Raw genomic sequence first — 22,921 nt, forward strand, 5'->3', positions numbered from 1 at the left:
CCGTTATTCAACTTATTTGTCTTCGACACGCAGGATCGCGAGGAAAGCTTCTTGCGGAATCTCGACCGAGCCCACCTGCTTCATTCGCTTCTTGCCTGCCTTTTGCTTTTCGAGCAGCTTCTTCTTACGCGTGATGTCGCCGCCGTAGCATTTTGCCAGCACGTTCTTACGCAACGCTTTAATGTTTTCGCGCGCAATGATGTTCGAACCGATCGTGGCCTGCACCGCCACGTCGTACATCTGGCGCGGAATCAGCTCGCGCATTTTCGCCGCCACCTCGCGACCGCGATACTGGCTTTGCGAACGGTGCACGATGACCGAGAGCGCATCGACCTTGTCGCCGTTGATCAGCATGTCGACCTTCACGACGTCGGACGCGCGGTATTCCTTGAACTCGTAATCCATCGACGCATAGCCGCGCGAGATCGACTTCAGACGATCGAAGAAATCGAGCACGACCTCGCCCATCGGGATCTCATACGTGAGCTGAACCTGACGGCCGTGGTACTGCATGTTGATCTGGTTGCCGCGCTTCTGCGTGCACAGCGTGATCACCGCGCCGACATAGTCTTGCGGCATGTACAGGTTCACGGTGACGATCGGCTCGCGCACTTCCTCGATCTTCGACGGCTCCGGCATCTTGGCGGGGTTCTCGACCATGATGGTCGTGCCGTCGCGCTGCAGGACTTCGTAGACCACGGTCGGCGCCGTCGTAATCAGGTCCATGTCGAACTCGCGCTCGAGACGTTCCTGCACGATTTCCATGTGCAGGAGCCCAAGGAAGCCGCAACGGAAACCGAACCCGAGCGCCTGCGACACTTCCGGTTCGTATTGCAGCGACGCGTCGTTGAGCTTGAGCTTTTCGAGCGAGTCGCGCAGCGCGTCGTACTGGTTCGCTTCGACCGGGTAGAGACCCGCGAACACCTGCGGCTTCACTTCCTTGAAACCGGGTAGCGGCTGGGCTGCCGGCTGGTTCACGAGCGTGACGGTGTCGCCGACCTTCGCCGCCGCGAGCTCCTTGATGCCCGCGATGATGAAGCCCACCTGCCCCGCCGACAGCGATTCGAGATTCTTCGACTTCGGCGTGAACACGCCGATATGCTCGACCGGGTACTGCGCGCCGGTCGCCATCAGACGGATCTTGTCCTTCGGACGCAGCGTGCCGTTGACGATGCGCACGAGCATCACGACGCCGACGTAGTTGTCGAACCACGAGTCGATGATGAGCGCCTGCAGCGGCGCAGCCGGATCGCCTTTCGGCGGCGGCACTTTCGCGATCAGCGCTTCGAGCACGTCTTCGACGCCGACGCCGGTCTTCGCGCTGCAATGCGTCGCGTCGGTCGCGTCGATGCCGATCACGTCCTCGATTTCGGCGATCGCATTTTCAGGGTTCGCGGCCGGCAGGTCGATCTTGTTCAACACCGGAATCACTTCGACGCCGAGTTCGATCGCCGTGTAGCAGTTGGCGACGGTTTGCGCCTCCACGCCCTGGCTCGCGTCGACGACCAGCAACGCGCCTTCGCATGCGGACAGCGAGCGGCTGACTTCGTATGAGAAGTCGACGTGGCCCGGCGTGTCGATCATGTTCAGGTTGTAGACCTGCCCGTCGCGTGCGCGATAGGTCAATGCGGCGGTTTGTGCCTTGATGGTAATGCCGCGCTCGCGCTCGAGATCCATCGAGTCGAGCACCTGGGACTCCATCTCGCGGTCGGACAGGCCGCCGCAAATCTGGATGATGCGATCGGCGAGCGTCGACTTGCCATGGTCGATGTGCGCAATGATCGAGAAGTTACGAATATGATCCATTCAGTGCCGATCAAGCGAAAAGGCGCGCCCGACAATAGCGGAGCACGCCTTGTAAGTAGGTGAAAATCCTATCTATTTTAGCCGAAAAGGCTATCGGCCGGCGCATCTTGCAAAGGCCAGGCCCAAAGACGGTGCGGAAGATGCGAGAAATTCGACGTGGGCGACATTAAGGGCTCGTGTGAACGATGCGCCGGAGATGCCGTCTCACGACGTCAAAGTTGTACGCGACACACACGACGCATGCGCGACCCCTATTGCAGGTGCACGGCAAGCGCGGCCCGCACGCGCGCCTCGTCGAGATGGTAGTGACACAACTCGACGCCGTCGCAAACCAGAACCGGCACCCGTTCGTTGTAACGCGCTTCCAGTAGCGGATCGGTGTCGACGTCGATCACGCTCACCTGCGCGCCGAACTCGATCAACAGCGGTTCGAGCGCGGCGCGCATGTCTTCGCAGAGATGGCACCACGCGCGCCCGTAGAGCGTGAGCGATGCCATGTTCGTCATTTCTGCGTGCGTGGGCGGATCGGCACGAACTGCGTGTTTTCGCCACGGCGAACCAGCAGCGCGACCATCTTCTGCGGATCGAGGTGCGAAGTCAGGTCGTCGAACTGCTTCGCGCTCGTGACGTCCGTATCGCCCACCCGCAGAATGATGTCGCCCTTTTGCAGCCCGACGCGCACGGCCGGACCGTCGACCGCGTCGATTTGCACGCCGTTGTGGATCTTCAGCGCCTTTTGCTGATCGGCGGGAATATCGCTGACGGCAATACCGAGCGCGTTCGTCGCGCGCGGCTTCGGCGTCTGCGGCTTCTTCTGATCCTCTTTCGCGACCTTTTCAGACTGCATTTCAGCGATCGTGACCGGCAACTCGCGCGTTTGGCCCTTGCGCCAGATCGTGATCGTCGCGTTCGTGCCCGGCTTCATATCGCCGACCATGCGCGGCAGATCCGTCGCGGTGTCGACCGAATGACCGTTGAACTTCAGGATGATGTCGCCAGGCTGCACGCCGGCCTTGTCCGCGGGACCGCCCGGCTCGACACTGCTGACGAGCGCTCCTTGCGCCTTGGGCAGACCGAGCGAATCGGCAACGTCTTTCGTGACTTCGCCGATCGCCACCGCGATACGGCCGCGCACCACCTTGCCCGAACTCTTCAGCTGGTCGGCCACACGCATCGCTTCGTCGATCGGAATCGCGAACGAAATGCCCATGAACCCGCCGGTACGGCTGTAGATTTGCGAGTTGATGCCGATCACCTCGCCCTGCATGTTGATCAGCGGACCGCCCGAGTTGCCTGGATTGACGGCGACGTCGGTCTGGATGAACGGCAGATAGTCGCCGGTATCGCGCCCCTTCGCGCTGACGATGCCAGCGGTCACCGTGTTCTCGAGCCCAAACGGTGAGCCGATCGCGACGACCCATTCGCCGACGCGCACCTTGTTCGAATCGCCGATCGTGATGGTCGGCAGATTCGCCGCGTTGATCTTCACGACCGCGACGTCGGTCCGGTCGTCGACGCCGATCAGCTTCGCCTTGAATTCGCGCTTGTCGGTCAGCGTGACGTAAATCGTGTCCGCGTCGTCGACCACATGCGCATTGGTCATCACGTAGCCGTCCGCCGACAGGATGAAGCCCGAGCCGACTCCACTGTTCTGCTCGGGATCGTTGTTGTCCGGCGTATCCTGGCTACCGCCACTGCCACCGTTATCGCCGTTGTCACCACCGCGCGGGGAACCGGGGGAGCCCGGCGATTGCGGCGATTGCGGCAACGGAATACCGAAGAAGCGGCGGAAGAATTCGGACATGTCGCCGTCGTCCATCCCCGGAGGCAGGCCGCCGCGCGAACTGCTGCTCGACACGCGCGTTGTCGTGCGAATGTTGACGACCGCCGGGCCGACCTTGTCGACGAGGTCGGTGAAGTCAGGCAGATTGGCGGCGGGAGCAGCCGACGCCATATGCGGTACGAGCGGCAGACACGCCGCCACCACGACGGCCGCGAGGAATTTGCGCACCGAGAAAGTCGTCATATCGTAGCAAGCCGAGGGATTTCAGGATTCGGAAGGATTACTTCGGAGCTTTGTATTCTATGGCAGACGCGAATTGCTGCAATGTGGTTTGGGGCACTTCACCAAGCAGGGTAATCCAGAAGTTGCCCTGGCGCTTGACCAGTACGTGCGTTGCGCCACTATCGCCCGTGCCTTCCTTGCGTGAATTGTTCTCGACTGGCTCGACGAACACTGAAATGGCCGCAAGGCCGTCGGAAAACACCGCCTGATCGACCGGAATGGGCGGCTGCCCCGCTTCGCGCGACGCCATTGGGCGGCGCAACTGGCGGATCATGTGAAAACCCTGCACCGACGGCGTGATCTGCCAGCCTTGCGCGGCCATGTCGACCGGCTCGACCGGCGGACGCACGACGGTCCATCCCGCCAGATTGCGAATGCCGTTGACGATGCCCGCCTTGTCGACCGGCACGCCGATGCTCACCTGAGAAAACGACAGTTGTTCGAGCACCTGGCCACTCGAGTCGAGTGTCTGCGCGCGCAGCAACAAGCCGGTCTTTTTGTCGGCCCACAGCTTGTACGCGAAACGGTACGCGTCTTTCGGATCGAGCTCCATGACGAGGCTGTCGACACCCGCGACGCGATCATCGCCGAGCATCTTCGGCTCGTAGACGGACAGCACCTGCTCGCCGCTCACGGCCAGCAGCGCGGGGAACGAGTCCTTGTTCTGACGCTTTTCGACGACCACGAGATGCCGCTCCGGCACGAACGTGTACATGTCGTCGTTATGACGGAGCATTTTGCGCGGCTTGCCGTCGAGGCTTTCGAGCAGCTCGAATTCGCCGTCCGTACGCGTGGAGTAATGCGCGATGCGCGACGTCTGCACGAAATTGCCGCGCTGGTAGACGAACGCGCCCTCATAGTTCTGCTGCTGGGCAGCCTGATGGATGCGATCGAGCAGTTCCGCCGCCGTGCGACGGGTGACGGCCGGATCGTCTTGTGCGAAGACCCGCGGCGTGGTGGACAACAATACGGCTGCGCAGAACAGGAATGCCGGCAACCGCCCCCAGATAGTCGTTTTATTCAACCGCGAAGTCTGCATCAAACTATTGGCCCTGCGTGGAGACTGAGGCAGCGCGAATCACCGGCATCGAACTGGCCATGACCGGTTGCTGCCCGAACTGCTGGTGAGCTTCGAGATATTGATCGAGGCTGGCGTCGCGGATGATGTTGGAGTCCTGCGACGGCACCGACGCCATCGCGACACGCTGGACCGCGTCGCCGTGCGACTGGACCGACGCGAGTTGCGCGCCCGCGCCGCCCGGCACGCCCTGCAATTGCGGCACGACGATCCATGTCAGCGTGGCGGCCGCCGCGGCAACCGCAAAGGCAGGCACGACGCGGCGGCGCAACCCGAGCAACCGGCGCGCGACAGGCACCGCGGCGGGTGCGAGCAGGTGTGGCTCGTTTTCGAGACGCGCGGCGAAGCCGCTCAGAAATGCGCTGCTCCTTGCGGGGTTGACTGCCAGATCGTCGGAACGCAGCGCATCGCCGATCAGGTGGTAGCTCGACCACACGGCACGATCTTCGCCGTCCAGCCCGGAAAGAAACTTGTCCAGATTCAAATGCTCTTCGCTGAACAGCTCACCGTCGACAAAAGCGGACAGACGCTCGCCATGCGAGCCCGCTTGCGATTGCATCGAGACCGACCCCATGATGCTCTCCATCTTACAAATACCCCGTAGTGACACCACTAAACCAGATATTGCGCCGCTGCCCCGCTCGGCCGCTGGACGCCTTGAACGTTACCAGCGTTTGCCTTCAGGTGTGTCAAGCAACGGACGCAATTTTGCCGCAATGGCCTCGCGAGCGCGAAAAATTCGTGATCTGACTGTGCCAATTGGGCAACCCATCATTTCAGCGATTTCCTCGTAGCTCAAACCCTCAATTTCTCGAAGAGTAATGGCGGTGCGCAATTCTTCCGGTAAAACCGCCATCGCAGCATTGACCGTCTCGGCGATCTGCTTGCTCATCAACATCGACTCGGGCGTGTTGATATCCCTTAGTTGGTCGGCGTCGGAGAAAGTTTCAGCTTCTTCAGCATCCGCTTCGGTCGAGGTCGGCGCCCGCCGGCCTTGGGTGGCAAGGTAGTTCTTCGCGGTGTTGACCGCAATCCGGTACAACCACGTATAAAACGCCGATTCCCCGCGAAACTGCGGCAATGCGCGATACGCCTTGATAAAGGCGTCCTGCGCGACATCTTCGACTTCGGCGGGATCCCGCACGAGGCGCGAGATCAGCCGGAGAATCTTGCGGTGGTATTTGGCGACCAGAAGCTCGAACGCGGCCTTGTCGCCCTTCTGGACGCGCTCGACCAGCACCTGATCAATTTCTTTTTCGCTCACCTGATAAATCCGTTAACTATTGGGCGCATGGCGGGGCACCATTGTAGCGTCCCGTCAATGAGGGACGTTACTCCGGTAACAGCGGTTACAGTCGTTACAGTCAGGCGCCGGCCGCGCGCCGGCCCAGCACGGAAAGTTCCCGGAAAACAGGGACTGGAAGCGCATCGGCCGCAAGCAGCAAGGTGCGCGCGCGGCCATGTGCGCAATCGCGCGAGCGCCCTTCCTCAGGCTCGATCGCGAGGATCAGCAAACGGCCGCTCCACTGCGAACAGCCGACTACGCGGCCTCGCGCGAGCAGCGTGCCCGCCCGGTTCCAGGCGGATAACTCGCCGAGTCCGCTGCGCAGCCCGATCTGGAGCGCAACCGGCTGCGCCCGCTCATGCCTCGCCGCGCAAAGCGCGAGCAACGCGGCCACGGCGAGCGTCAACGGAGCGGCCCGCCACGCACCCAGTTGCAACGCGAGGCAGGTGTGAACAGCTAACGTCGCAGTCAGCACGAAAAGCCCGAGGACGGCTCGCATGGCGAACGAGCGACGCAGCGCAATCCGCTGCATCGCCCCGCCAGACGTTGCGGCCTCGGGGGAAAGCGCCGGCGAAGCCGGCGTCGTTGACTGGCGCGTCACCCGTTATCAGGCGATCAGGCGCGCTTGAAGACCAGCGTGCCGTTCGTGCCGCCGAACCCGAACGAGTTCTTCAGCGCAACGTCGATCTTCATTTCCCGCGCGGTGTTCGCGCAGTAATCGAGATCGCACTCCGGGTCCTGATTGAAGATGTTGATGGTTGGCGGCGAGACCTGATGATGCACGGCCAGCACCGTAAACACCGACTCCAGACCGCCGGCGCCGCCTAGCAGGTGACCCGTCATCGACTTGGTCGAATTCACGACCATGTTTTTGGCGTGGTCTCCGAACGCGCGCTTGATGCCGGTCGTTTCCGCGAGGTCGCCAAGCGGCGTGGACGTGCCGTGTGCGTTCAGGTAGCTCACCTGATCGACGTTGATGCCCGCGTTCCTGAGCGCGGCCAGCATGCAGCGGCGTGCGCCGTCGCCGTCTTCGAGCGGCGCGGTCATATGATAGGCGTCGCCGCTCATGCCGTAGCCGCTGACTTCCGCATAAATCTTCGCGCCGCGCGCCTTCGCGTGCTCGTACTCTTCGAGCACCATCACGCCCGCGCCCTCGCCGAGCACGAAGCCGTCGCGATCCTTGTCCCACGGACGGCTCGCGGTCGCCGGATCGTCATTGCGTTGCGACAGCGCGCGCGCCGCCGCGAAGCCGCCGATGCCGAGCGGCGACACGGTCGATTCCGCGCCGCCCGCGATCATCACGTCGGCGTCGCCGTATTCGATCAGGCGCGAAGCCTCGCCGATGCAGTGCAATCCCGTCGTACAGGCGGTGACGATGGAAAGATTCGGCCCCTTGATACCGAACTTGATCGACAGGTGCCCGGAGATCATGTTGATGATCGAGGCCGGCACGAAGAACGGCGAAATACGGCGAGGGCCGCGATTGAGCAATTCGGTTTGCGTGATTTCGATCATCGGCAGACCGCCGATGCCCGAACCGACCACCACGCCAATACGCTCCGAATTCTCGTCGGTGACTTCGAGGCCGCTGTCCTGCATCGCCTGGATGCCCGCAGCCACGCCGTAATGGATGAACGTATCCATGTGGCGCGCTTCCTTACCGGGGATGTAGTCCTCGATATTGAAGCCCTTCACCTCGCCGGCGAAACGAGTCGAAAAGTTCGACGCATCGAACTTCGTGATATTGGCAATCCCAGATTTGCCGGCGACCAGATTGGCCCAGCCGTCGGCAACATTATTGCCAACAGGCGAAATCAGCCCCAGGCCTGTAACAACAACACGACGGCGGCTCACGGTAACCCCTTTTTCATAGATGACAAAAGCAAAAGCCACAGCGGCCACAGGAATCTGCCCTGCGTGCCCTGTGGCTGTTAAGTCGGCAATCGCGCGGAAAAGTGCGCTGTCAACATCGCTGCCTCCTGCATGGCAAACGGCGCGGCACATGGTGTGCCAACGGACACGCCCAACAGCGCCAGCCCCGCTGGCGCCGACAGGCGGCACGGCAGGGCGTCATGCGCGGCCCGTGCAGAAACGCAGGCGCGAATGACCTTAGGCCTTGACGTTCGCGCGAGCGTAGTCGATCGCTTGCTGAACGGTCGTGATCTTCTCGGCTTCTTCATCCGGAATTTCCATGCCGAATTCGTCTTCGAGGGCCATCACGAGTTCGACGGTGTCGAGCGAGTCGGCGCCGAGATCGTTCACGAACGACGCTTCGTTCTTGATTTCCGCTTCCGCAACGCCCAGTTGTTCCGCGACGATCTTCTTGACGCGCTGTTCGATATTGTCCATTACCCCTCCAAGGGAAAAGAAGTTCAAAAATACAGGTGCGCGCATTTTATCAGGTTTGACCCGGCAAAAAAGCCGCGCATCGGGTTCCTGTCAAGGCATGCGCCTCGTGCTTTTACAAACGCATCAAGGCGCGGATAGTAACCGAATTTGGCTACTGCATATACATGCCGCCGTTCACGTGCAGCGTCGTGCCGGTGATGTAGCCCGCTTGCGGCGACGCGAGAAACGCGACCGCATGCGCAATGTCTTCCGGGCTGCCGAGACGGCCGAGTGGAATCTGCGTCTTGAGCGCGGTCTGCTGCTCTTCCGCCAACGCCTTCGTCATATCGGTATCGATGAAGCCCGGCGCCACGCAGTTCACGGTGATGCCGCGGCTGCCGATCTCGCGCGCAAGAGCGCGCGTCATGCCCGCGACGCCGGCCTTCGCGGCTGCATAGTTGATCTGCCCCGGGTTGCCGGCCGAGCCGACCACCGAGGTGATGTTGATGATGCGGCCACCCTTCGCTTTCATCATCGGGCGCAGCACCGCGCGCGAGAGGCGGAACACCGACTTCAGGTTGGTGTCGATCACTGCGTCCCAGTCGTCGTCCTTCATGCGCATCGCGAGCTGGTCCTGCGTGATGCCCGCGTTGTTCACGAGCACGTGCAGCGCGCCGAATTCCTTCACCGTGCCGTCGATCAGCGCTTCGGCCGCGGCCGCGTCGTTCACGTTGAGCACGGCGCCCCGGCCGTTCACGCCGGCTGCGTTAAACGCCTCCGTGATCGCGGCGGCGCCGCTTTCGCTCGTTGCGGTGCCGATCACCGTCGCGCCCTGGCGCGCCAGTTCCATCGCGATCGCACGGCCGATGCCGCGCGAAGCGCCCGTCACGATTGCGATCTGCTTGTCGAGAGTCTTTTCCATCTGTCAGTCCGGATGCCCTTCGCAAAGGGCTGATTGATTCCTGATGTGGGTCGGCGTCGAGGCGCGCTGCAGTCTTGCTCCGCTGCGCCTCACGCGCTGGCGGAGCACACGCTCAGCCTGCCGTCACGAGCTTCAACGTTTCTTCGAGCGAAGCCGGATCGAACACCGATGCGCCAGCGAGGTTGCCGTCGATACGCCGGGTCAGGCCCGCAAGGACTTTGCCCGGACCACACTCGATCACGTGCGTGACGCCCTGTGCGGCCATCGCCTGGACGCATTCGACCCAGCGCACCGGACCGGCCGCCTGGCGCACGAGCGCGTCCTTGATGCCGGCCGGTTCGTTGACGATGGCAACGTCGACGTTGTTGATGACCGGAATCGACGGCACTCGCACGTCGACGCTCGCGAGGTATTCGCGCAATTGGTCCGACGCGGGCTTGAGCAGCGACGAGTGGAACGGCGCCGAGACCGGCAGCGGCAGCGCGCGCTTCGCGCCTTTCGCCTTCGCGACTTCGCAGGCCTTCTCGACCGCGGCCTTGTGGCCCGCGATCACGACCTGCGCCGGCGCATTGAAGTTGACCGCCTCGACGACGCCCACGGCCGACGCTTCCGCGCACACCGCGCGCACCGTGTCGTCGTCGAGACCGAGAATCGCGGCCATGCCGCCTTCGCCGACGGGCACCGCCGTTTGCATCGCCTGCGCGCGAAAGCGCACGAGCGGCACCGCATCGCGAAACGCAATCGCGCCGGCAGCGACGAGCGCCGTGTATTCGCCGAGGCTATGGCCCGCGACGATCGCGGGCGCCGGGCCGCCAGCCTGCTGCCACGCGCGATAGATCGCGTAAGCGGCGGTCAGCATGACCGGCTGGGTGTTGGTGGTGAGATTGAGATCTTCGGCAGGGCCTTCGGCGATCAGCTTGCCGAGGTCCTGATTGAGTGCGTCGGAGGCTTCCTGAACCGTCTCGCGCACGAGCGCGTGATCGGCAAATGCGTTGAGCATGCCGACCGCCTGCGAGCCCTGCCCAGGAAAAACGAACGCGAATTTCATATCGTCCCCAAAATCGGTTTAATCGGATGTGGCCGCGCGGATGTGGCCGCGGCAAGCGGTTCCCGCGCGGCGCGAGCAGCACGCCAGCCGAGCGGGCGCCGCAAGCGGCGCGCCTCGATGCGTCGCCGCGCCTAGTAGCGGATAACCGACGCGCCCCACGTAAAGCCGCCGCCGACGCCTTCGATCAGCACGTTCTGACCGCGCTTGATGCGGCCGTCGCGCACCGCGACGTCGAGTGCGAGCGGAATGGACGCCGCCGACGTATTGCCGTGCTCGTCCACTGTGACGACCATGCGCTCCTGCGGCAAGCCGAGCTTGCGGCAAGTGCTTTGCATGATGCGGATGTTCGCCTGATGCGGAATCAGCCAGTCAACCTGCTCGGGCTTCAGATTGGCTTTCTCGAGCGCTTCGACCGCGACCTTTTCGAGCACGTTGACGGCGAGCTTGAACACGGCCTGGCCGTCCATATACAGGAACGCGCTGCCCGTCACCACGCCGCCGTTCACGTTGCCCGGCGTGCAGAGAATGTTCGAGTGGCTGCCGTCCGCGTGCAGCGCGCTTGCCAGCACGCCCGGCTCTTCGGACGCCTGCAGGATCACAGCGCCCGCGCCGTCGCCGAACAGCACGCAGGTGGTGCGATCCTTGAAGTCGAGAATGCGCGAGAAGGTTTCCGCGCCGATCACGAGCGCCGTGCGATGCTGGCCGCTGCGGATGAAGCTGTCCGCCGTCGCGACCGCGTAAGCGAAGCCGGAGCAGACGGCCTGCACGTCGAACGCGGCACCATGATTCTTGATGCCGAGCTTGTTCTGCAGCAGGCAGGCCGTGCTCGGAAACACGAAGTCGGGCGTGGAGGTGGCGACGATGATGAGGTCGATCGATTGCGGGTCGATATCGGCCGCTTCGATCGCGCGTTGCGCCGCGATCAGGGAAAGGTCGCTCGTCGTGACATCGGGCTCGGCGAAGTGGCGCGCATGGATACCCGTGCGCGCGACGATCCATTCGTCGCTCGTCTCGACGCCCTCTCTGGCAAGACGTTCAGCCAGATCCTGATTGGTGACGCGATTGGGCGGCAGGTAGCTGCCGGTGCCCAGTACGCGGGAGTAGATTGTGGATTGAGCCATTATGCCTTCGAGGATTGCGCAGCGTAGGGCTCGGCCGGCTGGCCTGCGATCGGGCTTGCGTGACCCGCACCGCTTGCGTCGCGCGCCGCCTGTTCGAGAGAACTCGAGTTCTCTTCCATCGCTCGCGCAAGGCGCTCCAGCACGCCGTTTTTGACGGCATCATACCCGCGTTTGATGGCCCACTCAAACGCATAGGCATCGGCGGAACCGTGGCTTTTGATGACGAGGCCGCGCAAGCCCAGCAGCGCGGCGCCATTGTATTGCCGATGATCGACGCGTTTCTTGAAACGCATCAATACCGGCAACGCGAGCACGGCCATCACCTTGGTGAGCCACGAGCGGCCGAACTCTTCCTTGATGATATTGGACAGCATCTGCGCGAGACCTTCCGACGTCTTCAGCGCGACGTTGCCGACGAAACCGTCGCAGACGATAACGTCGACCGTGCCCTTATAGATATCGTCGCCTTCGACGTTGCCGTGAAAGTTCAGAGTGCTCGCGCGCAGCAGTTCGCCCGCGCGCTTGATGATGTCATTGCCCTTGATGACTTCTTCGCCGATGTTGAGCAGCCCGATGGTGGGCCGCTCCTTGCCCTCGAGCGCGGACACGAGCGCGTGCCCCATCTCGGCGAATTGCAGCAGATGCTGCGGCTCGCAGTCGACGTTGGCGCCCAGGTCGAGCATCATCGTATAGCCATTGGGGTTGGGCAATGCGAACGCGATGGCCGGGCGTTCGATGCCCGGCAGCGTTTTCAGCACATAACGCGAGACCGCCATCAGCGCGCCGGTGTTGCCGGCGGAAATGCAGGCTTGCGCCTCGCCTTCCTTGACGCGGTTCAGCGCCACACGCATGGACGAATCTTTTTTCTTGCGCAGCGCGACCTCGACCGGGTCGTCCATTGCGACGACCTCGGAAGCGGGCACGACGCTCAGCGCCGGCAGATTCTGAGCCTTCAACTTCTTTAGCTGCGCACGAATCGCACTTTCAATGCCGACGAGCAGCAACTGCGCGTCGGGATGCGAACGAACGAAGTTGACGGCAGCGGGAACGGTCACGGACGGGCCGTGGTCGCCTCCCATGCAATCTATCGTGAGCTTTACTGTCATGGAGTGCGACGAATTTCAGGCGCTCTGCATGGGACCGCAGTAAGCGCCAAACCGCCAATTGCGATCGACACAAAAAAGCGGCAGTTGAATGCCGCCTTCTTGCCGAACCGGGAAAATGTCAAGCGAGCCGATCGTCACGCGAAACGCCGAAGGGCGCAACGCAATGAACGATTAGTCGTTCTTCGTCTTGACGACTTTCTTGCCGCGATAGTAGCCGTTCGGGCTAACGTGGTGACGCAGATGCACTTCGCCCGTGCTCGGTTCGACGGCCAGCGGCGCTGCCGTGAGGAAATCGTGCGAACGGTGCATGCCGCGCTTCGACGGCGACTTCTTATTTTGTTGAACTGCCATGACTAACTCCTAAAAATTTTCCGAATTCTAACACAGCACGGCACGGTCTCCGCCACTGGCCGAATGGCCAATGCGCCCGCATCGCGCTCCCTGCAACTGTTCAGTGCTTCTTGTCACCCGGCTCGTCGCGCTTGAGACTTTCGAGCGCCGCGAACGGATTGGTCCGCTCATCGGACTGCTCGGGCTCACCGCCTTCGCCAGCCTCGTCCTCACCTTCGCTGCCGTCCGTACCCGAGACAAGGCTCTCGTGCACTTCGGGACAGACCTCGTGCTTGGGCACGAGCGGCAAGGAAAGCAGCAACTCTTCTTCGATCAAGTCGATGAGATCGAACTGGCGCGAGCCCACGATCACCTCGACTTCATCCTCGTCGAGCGGAAACTCTTCGGCTTCCGCCTCCGTATTGACGATCCGGTAAGTTGCATCGACGTTGAACGTCTGCGAATACGGCCTCAGGCACCGCTGACATTCGAGCCACGCGGCACCATGAATCGCCATCCTCAGATAAGGCTGGGGACCTTCAGTGCCGTCGTCCTGCAATTCCGGCTGCGTCGTCCCTTCGGCTTGCCACGTGAACGCGGTATCGCGATCTGGCGCATCCGCCGGGACTTCGTTTAACATGCGCGGCAGTTGCGAGACGCGCACGATACCCGCGGCCTGACGCCCACTTCGCGCAAATTCGAACAGATCGAGTTCATGCGGGTCGGACAGACCTGCAGGTTTGCCAGGATGTTGAGTCATGTGCGCTCCTGCGTCGGCAAGCATGTTGCCGGGGTGATCCGCGGAGGTCAATCCGCCGCGAAGATAAACCGCTTTGCGAGACAGCCCGCGGGGCTTGCAGCCGTTACGTTCAACGCTGTTCGCGAACCTTCTTCAACTTATTGGACCGCCGAAAACCGCTGAACACGCCCAAGCCCTTCAAGCGCAAGCATACCGTGAAAAGCCCGAAATCATATCCGTTTTGTCTTTTCGAGTCAAACACTTAAGCCCGTACGCGCACAAGCTCCGCGCGGCCCCGTACGACCCGCCTCCTTAGCCGTCCATCAATCATGCCCGATTCCCCCAAACGCCCGCCACGCCTGATTCTGGCGTCGAGTTCGCCGTATCGCCGCGAGCTGCTCGAACGCCTGCACGTGCCGTTCGATGTCGTCGTACCCGCGATCGACGAAACGCCGCTCGCCGGCGAAACCCCCGAAGCAACCGCGTTGCGCCTCTCCGAAGCCAAGGCCCGCGCGGTCGCTACAGGGCTTGGGGCCGGCGAGCGCGCGCTCGTGATCGGCTCCGACCAGGTCGCCACCTACGACGGCTTGCAGATCGGCAAGCCGGGCACCCACGACAAAGCGCTCGCGCAGTTGCAGGCGATGCGCGGCCGCGAAGTGCTGTTCCATAGTGCGCTGTGCCTGTTCGACAGCGCCGCGGACTCGGTGCAGACCGTCGACGTGATTACCCGCGTGCGCTTCCGCGATCTGCCGGACGCCGCGCTCGACGCCTATCTGCGCGCCGAGACGCCATACGACGTGGCGGGCAGCGCCAAATCTGAAGGACTCGGCATCGCGCTGCTGGACGCCATCCATTCCGACGATCCGACCGCACTCGTCGGTCTGCCGCTGATCGCACTGTCGCGCATGCTGCTCGCGGCTGGTTATCCGCTTCTGGAGGCTCGATGAACGGCACGCTCTATCTGATTCCTAACACGCTCGGCGAAGGCGACGCGCATGCGCTCGACGCCGTGCTGCCAGCGCCGGTGCGCGCCCGCGCTGCGTCGCTGCATTACTACATTGGCGAAAACGCGAAAACCACGCGTGCGTTCCTGAAAAAAGTCGGCACGCAACGGCCGATCCAGGAGATCGAGATTCGTGAACTGAACGTCAACACGCCCGCTGGCGAGATCGACCGTCTGCTCGCCCCGCTGCTCGCAGGCACCGACGCGGGTCTCGTCTCGGAAGCCGGCTGCCCGGCGGTTGCGGATCCAGGCGCGCTGCTGGTGCGGCGCGCGCACGAGCGTGGCGTGAAGGTCGTGCCGCTCGTTGGACCGAGTTCGATCCTGCTCGCGCTAATGGCCTCCGGACTCAATGGCCAGAGCTTCGCGTTCCACGGCTATCTGCCGGTCGACGCGACCGAACGCGCCAAGCGCCTGCGCGATCTGGAGCAACAGTCACGCAAGGGCAAGCAGACGCAGATTTTCATCGAGACGCCTTACCGGAATCGCGCACTGCTGGACACCCTGCTGGCGACCTGCGCGCCGTCGACGCTCGTCTGCGTGGCCGTCGACCTGACGTTGCCGACGGAAACCGTCGCGAGTCGCACCGTCGCGGATTGGAAGAAGAAGCCGGAGATCGACCTGCACAAACGGCCGGCCATTTTCCTGATTCTGGCGGCCTGAGCGCGGCGGCCCGGCACCGGCCGGCAGACAGGCTGCGCGAGAAACCCGCGCGATACAGACAAAAGCCCGCGCAATCAGCGATGATTGCACGGGCTTTCTTCTTTCTTATTAGCGGGTCAAGAACGAACCAACCGCGGCTCAGTGCACGTTCAGCTTCGCACCAAGCGCCATTGCCCGAACAGCGCCGGCGCCGACCGCCGCGCCGAACTTGCGCGCGACACGGTCCGTAATGCTCTCTTTTACCGTGTAATCGACGATATCCGGCGCCTTGAAAATCTCGCGCGCGACGTAATCGGCATCGCCGAAACCATCGGCCAGCCCTAGCTCGACGCTCTTCTGCCCCGTCCAGAACAGGCCCGAGAACATATCGGGCGTCTCATGCAGACGCTTGCCGCGCCCCTGACGCACCGCGTCGATGAACTGCGCGTGAATCTGATCGAGCATTTGCTGCGCATGTTCGTCCATCTTCGGCGTTTCCGGCGAGAACGGATCGAAAAAGCCCTTGTTCTCACCCGATGTGTGCAACCGGCGCTGAATGCCGAGCTTGTCCATCAGGCCGGTAAAGCCGAAGCCTTCCATCAGCACGCCGATCGAACCGACGATGCTCGCCTTGTCGACGTAAATCTTGTCGGCTGCAGCGGCAGCGTAATAGCCGCCCGACGCACACATGTCGCCCACCACGACATAGAGCGGGATCGACGGATACTTGCCGCGCAAGCGCCGAATCTCGCTATTGATAATGCCCGCCTGCACCGGACTGCCGCCGGGACTGTTGCAATAGAGGATCACGCCGGCCGTGTCGGAGTCTTCGAACGCGCTATCCAGGGCGGTGTTGATATCTTCCGCGTTCGCACTCGTATCAGTCGCGATTTCGCCGTCAAGCGTCACCATCGCCGTATGACGGCCGCTCGTGGCGACTCGCTCGCCGGAGAAGCTGACCGCACCCCATACAACCAGCGCAAAGACGATCAGCAAAACGAAGCGGAAGAAAATTCGCCAGCGCCGCGCGGCGCGCTGCTCGGTGATCGCCGCGAGCGCGATACGCTCGAGCGCGGCTCGTTCCCACCCCGGCTCGTCGGCAGGCGTACGGGGACGTCCGCTCAGGGTGGGTTCCTTCGGCTCGGGTGTCAAATTATCGGACATGCGGACAGTGGAAAGAGGGGAAAAGGAAAGTCAGGGCGCGGACGGCAGCAGTTCGCCGTCCGGCAGCCAGAATACCGCACGGCCTTCGGGCGTATCACGTTCCTCGACCTGAACCGGACGCAATCTACCGCCGCGGCACGGACCACCGACGCATTTGCCCGTATCCGGCGCGTAAATCGCGCCATGTGTGGCGCACATCAAGTATAAACCGGACGATTCGAAGAACTGTCCCTCCGACCAGTCGAGCTCCATCGGCACGTGGGCGCAGCGGTTCAGATAGCCGTACGCGCGGCCCTCGTAGCGAATGAAGAACACCACGACGTCGTGGCCGCCGAGCCGCGCGTCGTGCCGGATGCCCGCGCCGCCGTCGACCAGCCCTTCCGCGGCGCAGATGCGCACGGCCTGCGCCGCGGCAGTGGTAGCGCCCGCGTCGCCGCTGCTCATGCGTTCTCCCGCAGCCAGCCCGACAGATCGCTCACGCTCGACGCGACGAATTTCGGCGACATCGCGCTCAGCGAGTTGGCCGGATGCGCGCCGTAAGTCACGCCGATTCCCGCCACGCCGGCGTTGATCGCCATTTGCAGGTCGTGTGTCGTATCGCCGATCATGACCGTGCGCGCCGTATCCTGCCCCAATTCGCGGGTCAATTCGTGCAGCATTGCGGGATGCGGCTTCGAGAACGTTTCGTCGGCGCAGCGCGTGCCGTCGAACAGGCTCGTGAGGCGCGCCTGGTCGAGCGCGCGGTTCAGCCCGACGCGGCTCTTGCCGGTCGCCACGGCCAGCAGATAGCCCTGATCGCGCAATTCCTGCAGCATTTCCCGCACGCCTGAAAACAGCTCGGTGGTCTGATCCTTCACCAGATAATGGAAGCGGTAGCGCTCCGATAGGCGCGGATAGTCGGCCGGATCGAGCGTCGGCGCCGCAAGTTGCAGCGCGTCGCGCAAACCGAGGCCGATCACGTAGCTCGCGGCCTCGTCGGCGGGGACCGGCAGGCCGAGGTCGCGGCACGCCGCCTGGATGCTGCGTGTGATGTGCACGGTCGAATCCATCAACGTGCCATCCCAGTCAAACACAATCAGATCAAATTGCTCTCTAGCCATGCGGTGTCGTCTCCGGGTTGGACCCAGTGCGTAGTTCATTGAGTTGTGCGATGAAGCCGCGACAGTCGGCCGGCAGCGGCGCCTCGAGTTGCAGCGGCGCGCCAGTGGCCGGGTGCGTGAGCTTCAGCCGGTACGCGTGCAGGAACATGCGCTTGATGCCCGGCTTCGCGTTGGCGCGCGCCAGCGCCTTGTTCAGCGCGAAATCGCCATATTTGGCGTCGCCGACGATCGGCAGCTCCAGATGCTGCAGATGCACGCGAATCTGGTGCGTGCGGCCGGTCTTCAGCTCGGCCTCGAGCAGCGCGTACTCCGGCCAGCGGTCGATCAGATTGAAAACCGTGTGCGACGCGAGCCCGTCCGGCTGCACGCGCACACGCCGCTCGCCGTCCGACGTCACGTACTTGTGCAACGGCGCCTTGACCGCGCGGCGGCGGCCCCAGTCGCCCGCCCACTCGCCGTGGACGCACGCATAGTAGCGCTTGTCCATTTTGTTATCGCGAATCTGTTCGTGCAGATTGACGAGCGCCGCGCGCTTTTTCGCGAGCATCAGGATGCCCGAGGTCTCGCGGTCGAGCCGATGCACGAGTTCGAGGAATTTCGCCTGCGGCCGCGCCTCGCGCATCTGCTCGATCACGCCGAACGCGACGCCGCTGCCGCCGTGGACCGCCACGCCAGCCGGCTTGTCGATCACGAGCAGATGTTCGTCTTCGAAAATGATGGGAAAACCGCCGGCGGGCACCGGCACGTGCGCCGCGGCTTCATTCTGCTGCGCGACGCGGATGGGCGGTACGCGCACCAGATCGCCCAACTCGAGCCGGTACTGCGCGTCGATCCGGCCCTTGTTGACGCGCACCTCGCCGCTACGCAGGATGCGGTAAATATGGCTTTTGGGCACGCCTTTGCACACGCGCAGCAGGAAATTGTCGATACGCTGACCGGCTGAGCCGTCATCGATCTCGATCAGCGAGACCTGGTCGCTCGCCACCGCGCCTGGAACCGCGCGTGAAACCGATCTCTGGGATGTTTTGCCTAACTCTTTCATTCTGAATATAATTTGCCCAGCAGTCTGCGGCAGACGGCGCAGTGTCCGCACAGCGTCCGGAATGCGGATGGATTGCGCGAGCGCAAGCGATAAACCGTTATTTTACTTGCGCTGGGGTCTGGTTGCTCACCCTGAAAATGAGATGCAACAAGTTGCACGCACGAAGTCAGCCCCCGGCAGGGACGGCGCCCACAGGCGCGTTCGGCCAAGGCCGGCTTCGACGGTAACGGAATTTTGGTAAAAAAGAATTTAACTTTCAGCTTCGCGTTCGGGTGGCATGATGCCCCGCGGTACGAAGCTGCGAGTCGCGAAAATACGGCGTGCGCCCGAGGCGTTTTGTAGAAAGTACAAGACATGGCGACGTCAAAATGAGGCGAGACACCCCCAGCAGGAAAAGACGCGCCGCCTGCGCGAACTTCCCGCTGCGGCATGACCGCAGCCTTCGGCCTCTGCCCGCGCGCCCAGTTGGCGCCTCGGCGAGGAAGAACGAAGGCTTATGAAAGTCTGCCGGCAGAACCCGCGGCGTGTCGGGTCGTTATTTGAAGCCGTGTTCGCATGTGCCCTGCGGCACCGCGCCCATTTTTTAATGGGGCCGGGCCCTCTCAGGCAATTCTCCCGCCATTTTTCCCGCTCCAGCGTGCTTGTGAAAACACAATAAAGACGTGGCACGCCTGCTCCTCCGCTTTCGCGACTGACAACCGCGCAGCTGGGCCGGCGAGGCTGCTCTGGAGCCGTTCAATGAAACGCATGTTGTTCAACGCGACGCAGCAGGAAGAACTGCGCGTCGCCATCGTCGATGGGCAAAAACTCATCGACATCGACATCGAAACCGCCGGCCGCGAACAGCGCAAAGGCAATATTTACAAAGGCATCATTACCCGCATCGAGCCGTCGCTCGAAGCCTGCTTCGTCAACTACGGCGAAGATCGTCACGGCTTCCTGCCGTTCAAGGAAGTCGCCCGCCAATACTTCCGCGACGGCGTCGACATGCGTTCCGCACGCATCCAGGACGCGCTGAAGGAAGGTCAGGAACTGATCGTCCAGGTCGAAAAGGAAGAGCGCGGCAACAAGGGCGCGGCCCTCACCACGTTCATCTCGCTCGCCGGCCGCTATCTGGTGCTGATGCCGAACAACCCGCGCGGCGGTGGTGTGTCGCGCCGGATCGAAGGCGACGACCGTCAGGAACTGCGCGAAACCATGGCGCAGCTGCAACTGCCGGAAGGCATGAGCATCATCGCGCGCACGGCCGGCATCGGCCGCAGCGCCGAAGAGCTGCAATGGGACCTGAACTACCTGATGCAACTGTGGCGCGCGATCGAAGCCGCGTCGCAAAGCGGCACGGCCGGCCAGCCGATGCTGATTTATCTCGAATCGAGCCTCGTGATCCGCGCAATCCGCGATTACTTCCAGCCCGATATCGGCGAAATCCTCATCGACACGACCGAAATCCATGACCAGGCGCGCGCCTTCATGGACATCGTGATGCCGGACAACGTCAGCAAGGTGAAGCGCTACCACGATGACGTGCCGCTCTTCTCGCGCTTCCAGATCGAGCACCAGATCGAAACCGCGTACTCGCGCACGGTGCCGCTGCCCTCGGGCGGCGCGATCGTGATCGACCACACCGAGGCGCTCGTCGCGATCGACGTGAACTCGGCACGCGCGACCAAGGGTGCGGACATCGAGGAAACGGCCGCGCGCACCAACCTCGAAGCCGCCGACGAAGTCGCCCGCCAGTTGCGCCTGCGCGACCTGGGTGGCCTGATCGTGATCGACTTCATCGACATGGAATCGGCCAAGAGCCAGCGCGAAGTCGAGCAGCGCCTGAAAGACGCGCTCAAGCACGACCGCGCGCGCGTCCAGATGGGCAAGATCTCGCGCTTCGGCCTGATGGAACTGTCGCGCCAGCGTCTGCGTCCGGCTCTCTCCGAGGGCAGCCACGTGACCTGCCCGCGCTGTAATGGCACGGGCCACATCCGCGATACCGAATCGTCCGCGCTGCAAGTGCTGCGGATCATTCAGGAAGAAGCGATGAAGGAAAACACCGCGGCGATCCACTGCCAGGTGCCGGTCGAAGTGACCGCCTTCCTGCTGAACGAGAAGCGTGCCGAAATCAACAAGATCGAGTCGCGTTTCAAGGTCAACGTCGTGCTGATCCCGAACAAGCATCTCGACACGCCGCACTACAAGCTCGAGCGTCTGCGTCACGACGACGCGCGCCTCGACGACCCGCGCGCGTCGTGGAAGATGGCCGAGGAAGCGGCCCGCGAGCTCGAATCGGAAACCGGCTACAGCAAGCGCACCGAGGAAGTGAAGCCGAAGCAGGAAGCGGCGGTCAAGGGCATCACGCCCGAGAAGCCGGCGCCGAGCGCAGCGGTTCGTCCGGCGGCAACCCCGGCTCCGGTCGCGGTGACGCAGGCGAGCGGCGGCTTCATCGGCTGGTTGAAGAATCTGTTCGGCATGCAAGCGGCCGCACCGGCGCCCGCCGCGCCGGCTACGACCGACAAGCAGGCCCGTCCGCAACGCGGCGAACGCACGGAGCGCGGTGAGCGCGCGGGCGAGCGTGGCGGCGATCGCAACCGCAACCGCCGTGGCGGCGCAGGCGGCCGCGATGCGGCAGCCCGCGGCGAAGGTATGACGGGCGGCCGTCAAGGGCAAGGTCAGCAGCCGTCGCAGCGTCGCGAGGAACGCGAACCGCGCGAAGGCCGTGAAGCACGCGAAGGCCGCGAACCGCGCGGCAACCGTGAACCGCGTGAGGCTCGTGAAGGCCGCGAGCCGCGTGAAGCGCGTGAGCCACGCGAGGGCCGCGAACGCGACAACCGTAGCGCCGAACGCGCGGAAGCTGCCGAGGGCGCAGCGCGCGCCGAACGCCAGGAACGCGGCGAGCGCCGTGAGCGTGGCGAACGCGTCGAGCGCGGTGAACGTCGCAAGCCGCAGGCGGAAGCCGCAGCAGCAGCGCTGACGCAAACCGAAGCACCCGCGGCCGACGAACTGACCCGCAACCGCATCGTGGTGGACGAAAACGGCGCACCGGTCGATCAGGAAGCGGTGGCGCGTGAAGGCGAAGAGCGTCGCCGTCGCCGTCGTGGCCGTCGCGGCGGCCGTCGTGAGCGCGAAGAGGATGTGAACGGCAACCTCGCCGCGGATGTCGCGGAAGCCGAAGGCGAAAACGCTGGCGAAACCGTTGGCACAGGCGACGAAGCGCCTGTGCGCGCCGCGCAGCCGGCCGAGCACAAGGCTGACGTCAGCGAAGCGAAGGACGTGACGCCGGTCGAAGTGGTAGTCGCCGCTGTTGCGACGGAAACCGTCGTCGTGACCGAGTTGCACGCGACAGCCGAAACGCCGGTGCTAGCCGCGGAAAACGCAGCGAAGATCGAAAAGGCCGTGCCGCTCGAGCAGGCGCCGGCTGCACCGCAACCGGCAGTGGAAGCACCGGTGGCAGCGTCGCAGGCTGTGCCCGCCGCGAGCGAAACGGTTTCGCTGGCCGAACCGGTCGCGCGTGTCGAGGCTCCGGTTCAGGCTGAAGCACCGGTTGCACCAGCAGTCGAAACACAACCGGCAGCGCAACCGGAAACACAACCGGAAACACAACCGGAAACCCAAGCCGCCCCGGCTCCGGTCGCAACCGCTGCTCCGGCCGCCGTCGTCGCGGCACCGGCCGCCGAACCGGCTCCGCAAGTCGAGATCGCCGAACCGCAGCCAGTCGTCGCGGTGGAACCGGTCGCAGCAGAACCGGCCGTGGCCGAGCCGGCGCCCGCCGCAGTTCAGCAAGCAGTCCAGCAAGCGCAGCAGGCACCTGTGAGCCGCGCCGCATCGGCTGACGCACTGAAGCCGATCCTCGAACAGGCCGGCCTGATCTGGGTGAACACCGACGCCGACAAGCTGCGCGCCGCGCAGGAAGTGGCGGCGCAGGCGGTCAAGCCACCACGCGTGGTACGTGAGCGCAAGCCGCTGCCCCCCGTCGACAGCGCACCGATGCAACAGGTCGAAACGATCAAGCATCAGCAGTAAGCTGCGCTGTTGTCCGCAAAAGCCCGCCTCCCCGGCGGGCTTTTTTCATTCTGGAACACGCGAGGCGCGGCGGGCGCGCTATGCCGCTCCCCGTATACCCCGACACGGCCCGCAGCGTGCCTGCCGCTGGAAGC

General features: G+C 63.5%; 22 protein-coding genes. 3 read left to right on the forward strand and 19 right to left on the reverse strand.

The window, feature by feature from the left end; genetic code table 11:
- Positions 1 to 12: 12 nt before the first annotated feature.
- The 15 genes from lepA to B9Z01_RS03955 all read right to left on the reverse strand — a co-directional run bounded on the left by lepA (position 13) and on the right by B9Z01_RS03955 (position 13,849).
- Positions 13 to 1,806, reverse strand: coding sequence for a translation elongation factor 4 (gene lepA / locus B9Z01_RS03880; protein WP_085480907.1), 1,794 nt, complete (start codon positions 1,804 to 1,806; stop codon positions 13 to 15).
- Between the two features lie 251 nt (positions 1,807 to 2,057).
- The gene (locus tag B9Z01_RS03885; protein ID WP_085480908.1) at positions 2,058 to 2,312 is read right to left on the reverse strand and encodes a glutaredoxin family protein; all 255 of its coding nucleotides are present in this window, start codon (positions 2,310 to 2,312) and stop codon (positions 2,058 to 2,060) included.
- The gene (locus B9Z01_RS03890; RefSeq protein WP_085480909.1) at positions 2,309 to 3,832 is read right to left on the reverse strand and encodes a DegQ family serine endoprotease; all 1,524 of its coding nucleotides are present in this window, start codon (positions 3,830 to 3,832) and stop codon (positions 2,309 to 2,311) included. Before B9Z01_RS03890 ends, B9Z01_RS03885 begins: the two co-directional genes overlap by 4 nt.
- Positions 3,833 to 3,869: 37 nt before the next feature.
- Positions 3,870 to 4,910, reverse strand: coding sequence for a MucB/RseB C-terminal domain-containing protein (locus tag B9Z01_RS03895; RefSeq protein WP_085481174.1), 1,041 nt, complete (start codon positions 4,908 to 4,910; stop codon positions 3,870 to 3,872).
- A gap of 4 nt (positions 4,911 to 4,914) precedes the next feature.
- Positions 4,915 to 5,523 (reverse strand): sigma-E factor negative regulatory protein, encoded by a 609-nt coding sequence (locus tag B9Z01_RS03900; RefSeq protein WP_085480910.1) that lies wholly within the window; start codon positions 5,521 to 5,523, stop codon positions 4,915 to 4,917.
- Between the two features lie 90 nt (positions 5,524 to 5,613).
- Positions 5,614 to 6,213: an RNA polymerase sigma factor RpoE gene (rpoE, locus tag B9Z01_RS03905; RefSeq protein ID WP_085480911.1), complete on the reverse strand. Its 600-nt coding sequence runs from the start codon at positions 6,211 to 6,213 to the stop codon at positions 5,614 to 5,616.
- A gap of 100 nt (positions 6,214 to 6,313) precedes the next feature.
- Positions 6,314 to 6,766: a hypothetical protein gene (locus tag B9Z01_RS03910; RefSeq protein WP_420814641.1), complete on the reverse strand. Its 453-nt coding sequence runs from the start codon at positions 6,764 to 6,766 to the stop codon at positions 6,314 to 6,316.
- An 83-nt stretch (positions 6,767 to 6,849) separates the two neighbouring features.
- The gene (gene fabF / locus B9Z01_RS03915) at positions 6,850 to 8,088 is read right to left on the reverse strand and encodes a beta-ketoacyl-ACP synthase II (protein ID WP_085480912.1); all 1,239 of its coding nucleotides are present in this window, start codon (positions 8,086 to 8,088) and stop codon (positions 6,850 to 6,852) included.
- A gap of 255 nt (positions 8,089 to 8,343) precedes the next feature.
- Positions 8,344 to 8,583 (reverse strand): acyl carrier protein, encoded by a 240-nt coding sequence (acpP, locus tag B9Z01_RS03920; protein WP_004197638.1) that lies wholly within the window; start codon positions 8,581 to 8,583, stop codon positions 8,344 to 8,346.
- 151 nt (positions 8,584 to 8,734) lie between these two features.
- Positions 8,735 to 9,484 carry a 3-oxoacyl-ACP reductase FabG gene (gene fabG / locus B9Z01_RS03925; protein WP_085480913.1) on the reverse strand — a complete coding sequence of 250 codons (750 nt, stop codon included), beginning with the start codon at positions 9,482 to 9,484 and terminating at the stop codon, positions 8,735 to 8,737.
- A gap of 112 nt (positions 9,485 to 9,596) precedes the next feature.
- Positions 9,597 to 10,532 carry an ACP S-malonyltransferase gene (gene fabD, locus B9Z01_RS03930; RefSeq protein ID WP_085480914.1) on the reverse strand — a complete coding sequence of 312 codons (936 nt, stop codon included), beginning with the start codon at positions 10,530 to 10,532 and terminating at the stop codon, positions 9,597 to 9,599.
- 131 nt (positions 10,533 to 10,663) lie between these two features.
- Positions 10,664 to 11,653: a beta-ketoacyl-ACP synthase III gene (locus tag B9Z01_RS03935; RefSeq protein ID WP_085480915.1), complete on the reverse strand. Its 990-nt coding sequence runs from the start codon at positions 11,651 to 11,653 to the stop codon at positions 10,664 to 10,666.
- Entirely contained in the window at positions 11,653 to 12,759 is a 1,107-nt protein-coding gene (plsX, locus tag B9Z01_RS03940) for a phosphate acyltransferase PlsX (protein ID WP_085480916.1), read from the reverse strand. Before plsX ends, B9Z01_RS03935 begins: the two co-directional genes overlap by 1 nt.
- Before the next feature lie 171 nt (positions 12,760 to 12,930).
- Positions 12,931 to 13,110 (reverse strand): 50S ribosomal protein L32, encoded by a 180-nt coding sequence (gene rpmF / locus B9Z01_RS03950; RefSeq protein WP_006051932.1) that lies wholly within the window; start codon positions 13,108 to 13,110, stop codon positions 12,931 to 12,933.
- A gap of 100 nt (positions 13,111 to 13,210) precedes the next feature.
- Positions 13,211 to 13,849, reverse strand: a complete 639-nt coding sequence (locus tag B9Z01_RS03955) for a DUF177 domain-containing protein (RefSeq protein ID WP_085480917.1) — start codon at positions 13,847 to 13,849, stop codon at positions 13,211 to 13,213.
- Between the two features lie 308 nt (positions 13,850 to 14,157).
- On the opposite strand from B9Z01_RS03955, the gene B9Z01_RS03960 reads away from it, so the two are divergent.
- Together B9Z01_RS03960 and B9Z01_RS03965 are read left to right on the forward strand one after the other, a co-directional pair.
- A complete protein-coding gene (locus B9Z01_RS03960; RefSeq protein ID WP_085480918.1) occupies positions 14,158 to 14,775 on the forward strand; it encodes a Maf-like protein in 618 nt (205 codons plus the stop codon).
- A complete protein-coding gene (locus B9Z01_RS03965; RefSeq protein ID WP_085480919.1) occupies positions 14,772 to 15,491 on the forward strand; it encodes an SAM-dependent methyltransferase in 720 nt (239 codons plus the stop codon). The genes B9Z01_RS03960 and B9Z01_RS03965 overlap by 4 nt, the downstream gene beginning before the upstream one ends.
- Positions 15,492 to 15,629: 138 nt before the next feature.
- Here the strand turns inward: B9Z01_RS03965 and B9Z01_RS03970 are convergent, their stop codons facing one another.
- Genes B9Z01_RS03970 through B9Z01_RS03985 form a run of 4 tightly spaced genes read right to left on the reverse strand, consistent with a single transcriptional unit; the run spans position 15,630 to position 18,776 of the window.
- The gene (locus B9Z01_RS03970) at positions 15,630 to 16,634 is read right to left on the reverse strand and encodes a S49 family peptidase (protein ID WP_085480920.1); all 1,005 of its coding nucleotides are present in this window, start codon (positions 16,632 to 16,634) and stop codon (positions 15,630 to 15,632) included.
- Positions 16,635 to 16,664: 30 nt separating this feature from the next.
- Positions 16,665 to 17,078 (reverse strand): Rieske (2Fe-2S) protein, encoded by a 414-nt coding sequence (locus B9Z01_RS03975; RefSeq protein WP_085480921.1) that lies wholly within the window; start codon positions 17,076 to 17,078, stop codon positions 16,665 to 16,667.
- On the reverse strand, positions 17,075 to 17,734 hold the full coding sequence (locus B9Z01_RS03980) for an HAD-IIIA family hydrolase (protein ID WP_085480922.1): 660 nt from the start codon (positions 17,732 to 17,734) through the stop codon (positions 17,075 to 17,077). The genes B9Z01_RS03975 and B9Z01_RS03980 overlap by 4 nt, the downstream gene beginning before the upstream one ends.
- Positions 17,727 to 18,776 carry an RluA family pseudouridine synthase gene (locus tag B9Z01_RS03985; protein ID WP_085480923.1) on the reverse strand — a complete coding sequence of 350 codons (1,050 nt, stop codon included), beginning with the start codon at positions 18,774 to 18,776 and terminating at the stop codon, positions 17,727 to 17,729. Before B9Z01_RS03985 ends, B9Z01_RS03980 begins: the two co-directional genes overlap by 8 nt.
- Before the next feature lie 738 nt (positions 18,777 to 19,514).
- Here B9Z01_RS03985 and B9Z01_RS03990 point away from each other — a divergent pair.
- Positions 19,515 to 22,787: an Rne/Rng family ribonuclease gene (locus B9Z01_RS03990; protein WP_085480924.1), complete on the forward strand. Its 3,273-nt coding sequence runs from the start codon at positions 19,515 to 19,517 to the stop codon at positions 22,785 to 22,787.
- Positions 22,788 to 22,921: the final 134 nt, after the last annotated feature.

The organism is Paraburkholderia susongensis (assembly GCF_900177725.1).
Classification (GTDB): Bacteria; Pseudomonadota; Gammaproteobacteria; order Burkholderiales; family Burkholderiaceae; genus Paraburkholderia; species Paraburkholderia susongensis.

Coding starts and splice junctions, on each gene's coding strand:
- B9Z01_RS03895 (WP_085481174.1), bottom strand. CDS start 4,910: ATGCAGACTTCGCGGTTGAATAAAACGACTATCTGGGGGCGGTTGCCG.
- B9Z01_RS03960 (WP_085480918.1), top strand. CDS start 14,158: ATGCCCGATTCCCCCAAACGCCCGCCACGCCTGATTCTGGCGTCGAGT.
- B9Z01_RS03885 (WP_085480908.1), bottom strand. CDS start 2,312: ATGACGAACATGGCATCGCTCACGCTCTACGGGCGCGCGTGGTGCCAT.
- B9Z01_RS03965 (WP_085480919.1), top strand. CDS start 14,772: ATGAACGGCACGCTCTATCTGATTCCTAACACGCTCGGCGAAGGCGAC.
- B9Z01_RS03910 (WP_420814641.1), bottom strand. CDS start 6,766: ATGCAGCGGATTGCGCTGCGTCGCTCGTTCGCCATGCGAGCCGTCCTC.
- fabD (WP_085480914.1), bottom strand. CDS start 10,532: ATGAAATTCGCGTTCGTTTTTCCTGGGCAGGGCTCGCAGGCGGTCGGC.
- B9Z01_RS03970 (WP_085480920.1), bottom strand. CDS start 16,634: ATGTCCGATAATTTGACACCCGAGCCGAAGGAACCCACCCTGAGCGGA.
- B9Z01_RS03980 (WP_085480922.1), bottom strand. CDS start 17,734: ATGGCTAGAGAGCAATTTGATCTGATTGTGTTTGACTGGGATGGCACG.
- rpmF (WP_006051932.1), bottom strand. CDS start 13,110: ATGGCAGTTCAACAAAATAAGAAGTCGCCGTCGAAGCGCGGCATGCAC.
- fabG (WP_085480913.1), bottom strand. CDS start 9,484: ATGGAAAAGACTCTCGACAAGCAGATCGCAATCGTGACGGGCGCTTCG.
- B9Z01_RS03890 (WP_085480909.1), bottom strand. CDS start 3,832: ATGACGACTTTCTCGGTGCGCAAATTCCTCGCGGCCGTCGTGGTGGCG.
- B9Z01_RS03985 (WP_085480923.1), bottom strand. CDS start 18,776: ATGAAAGAGTTAGGCAAAACATCCCAGAGATCGGTTTCACGCGCGGTT.
- B9Z01_RS03990 (WP_085480924.1), top strand. CDS start 19,515: ATGAAACGCATGTTGTTCAACGCGACGCAGCAGGAAGAACTGCGCGTC.
- B9Z01_RS03900 (WP_085480910.1), bottom strand. CDS start 5,523: ATGGGGTCGGTCTCGATGCAATCGCAAGCGGGCTCGCATGGCGAGCGT.
- lepA (WP_085480907.1), bottom strand. CDS start 1,806: ATGGATCATATTCGTAACTTCTCGATCATTGCGCACATCGACCATGGC.
- acpP (WP_004197638.1), bottom strand. CDS start 8,583: ATGGACAATATCGAACAGCGCGTCAAGAAGATCGTCGCGGAACAACTG.
- B9Z01_RS03935 (WP_085480915.1), bottom strand. CDS start 11,653: ATGGCTCAATCCACAATCTACTCCCGCGTACTGGGCACCGGCAGCTAC.
- plsX (WP_085480916.1), bottom strand. CDS start 12,759: ATGACAGTAAAGCTCACGATAGATTGCATGGGAGGCGACCACGGCCCG.
- B9Z01_RS03955 (WP_085480917.1), bottom strand. CDS start 13,849: ATGACTCAACATCCTGGCAAACCTGCAGGTCTGTCCGACCCGCATGAA.
- B9Z01_RS03975 (WP_085480921.1), bottom strand. CDS start 17,078: ATGAGCAGCGGCGACGCGGGCGCTACCACTGCCGCGGCGCAGGCCGTG.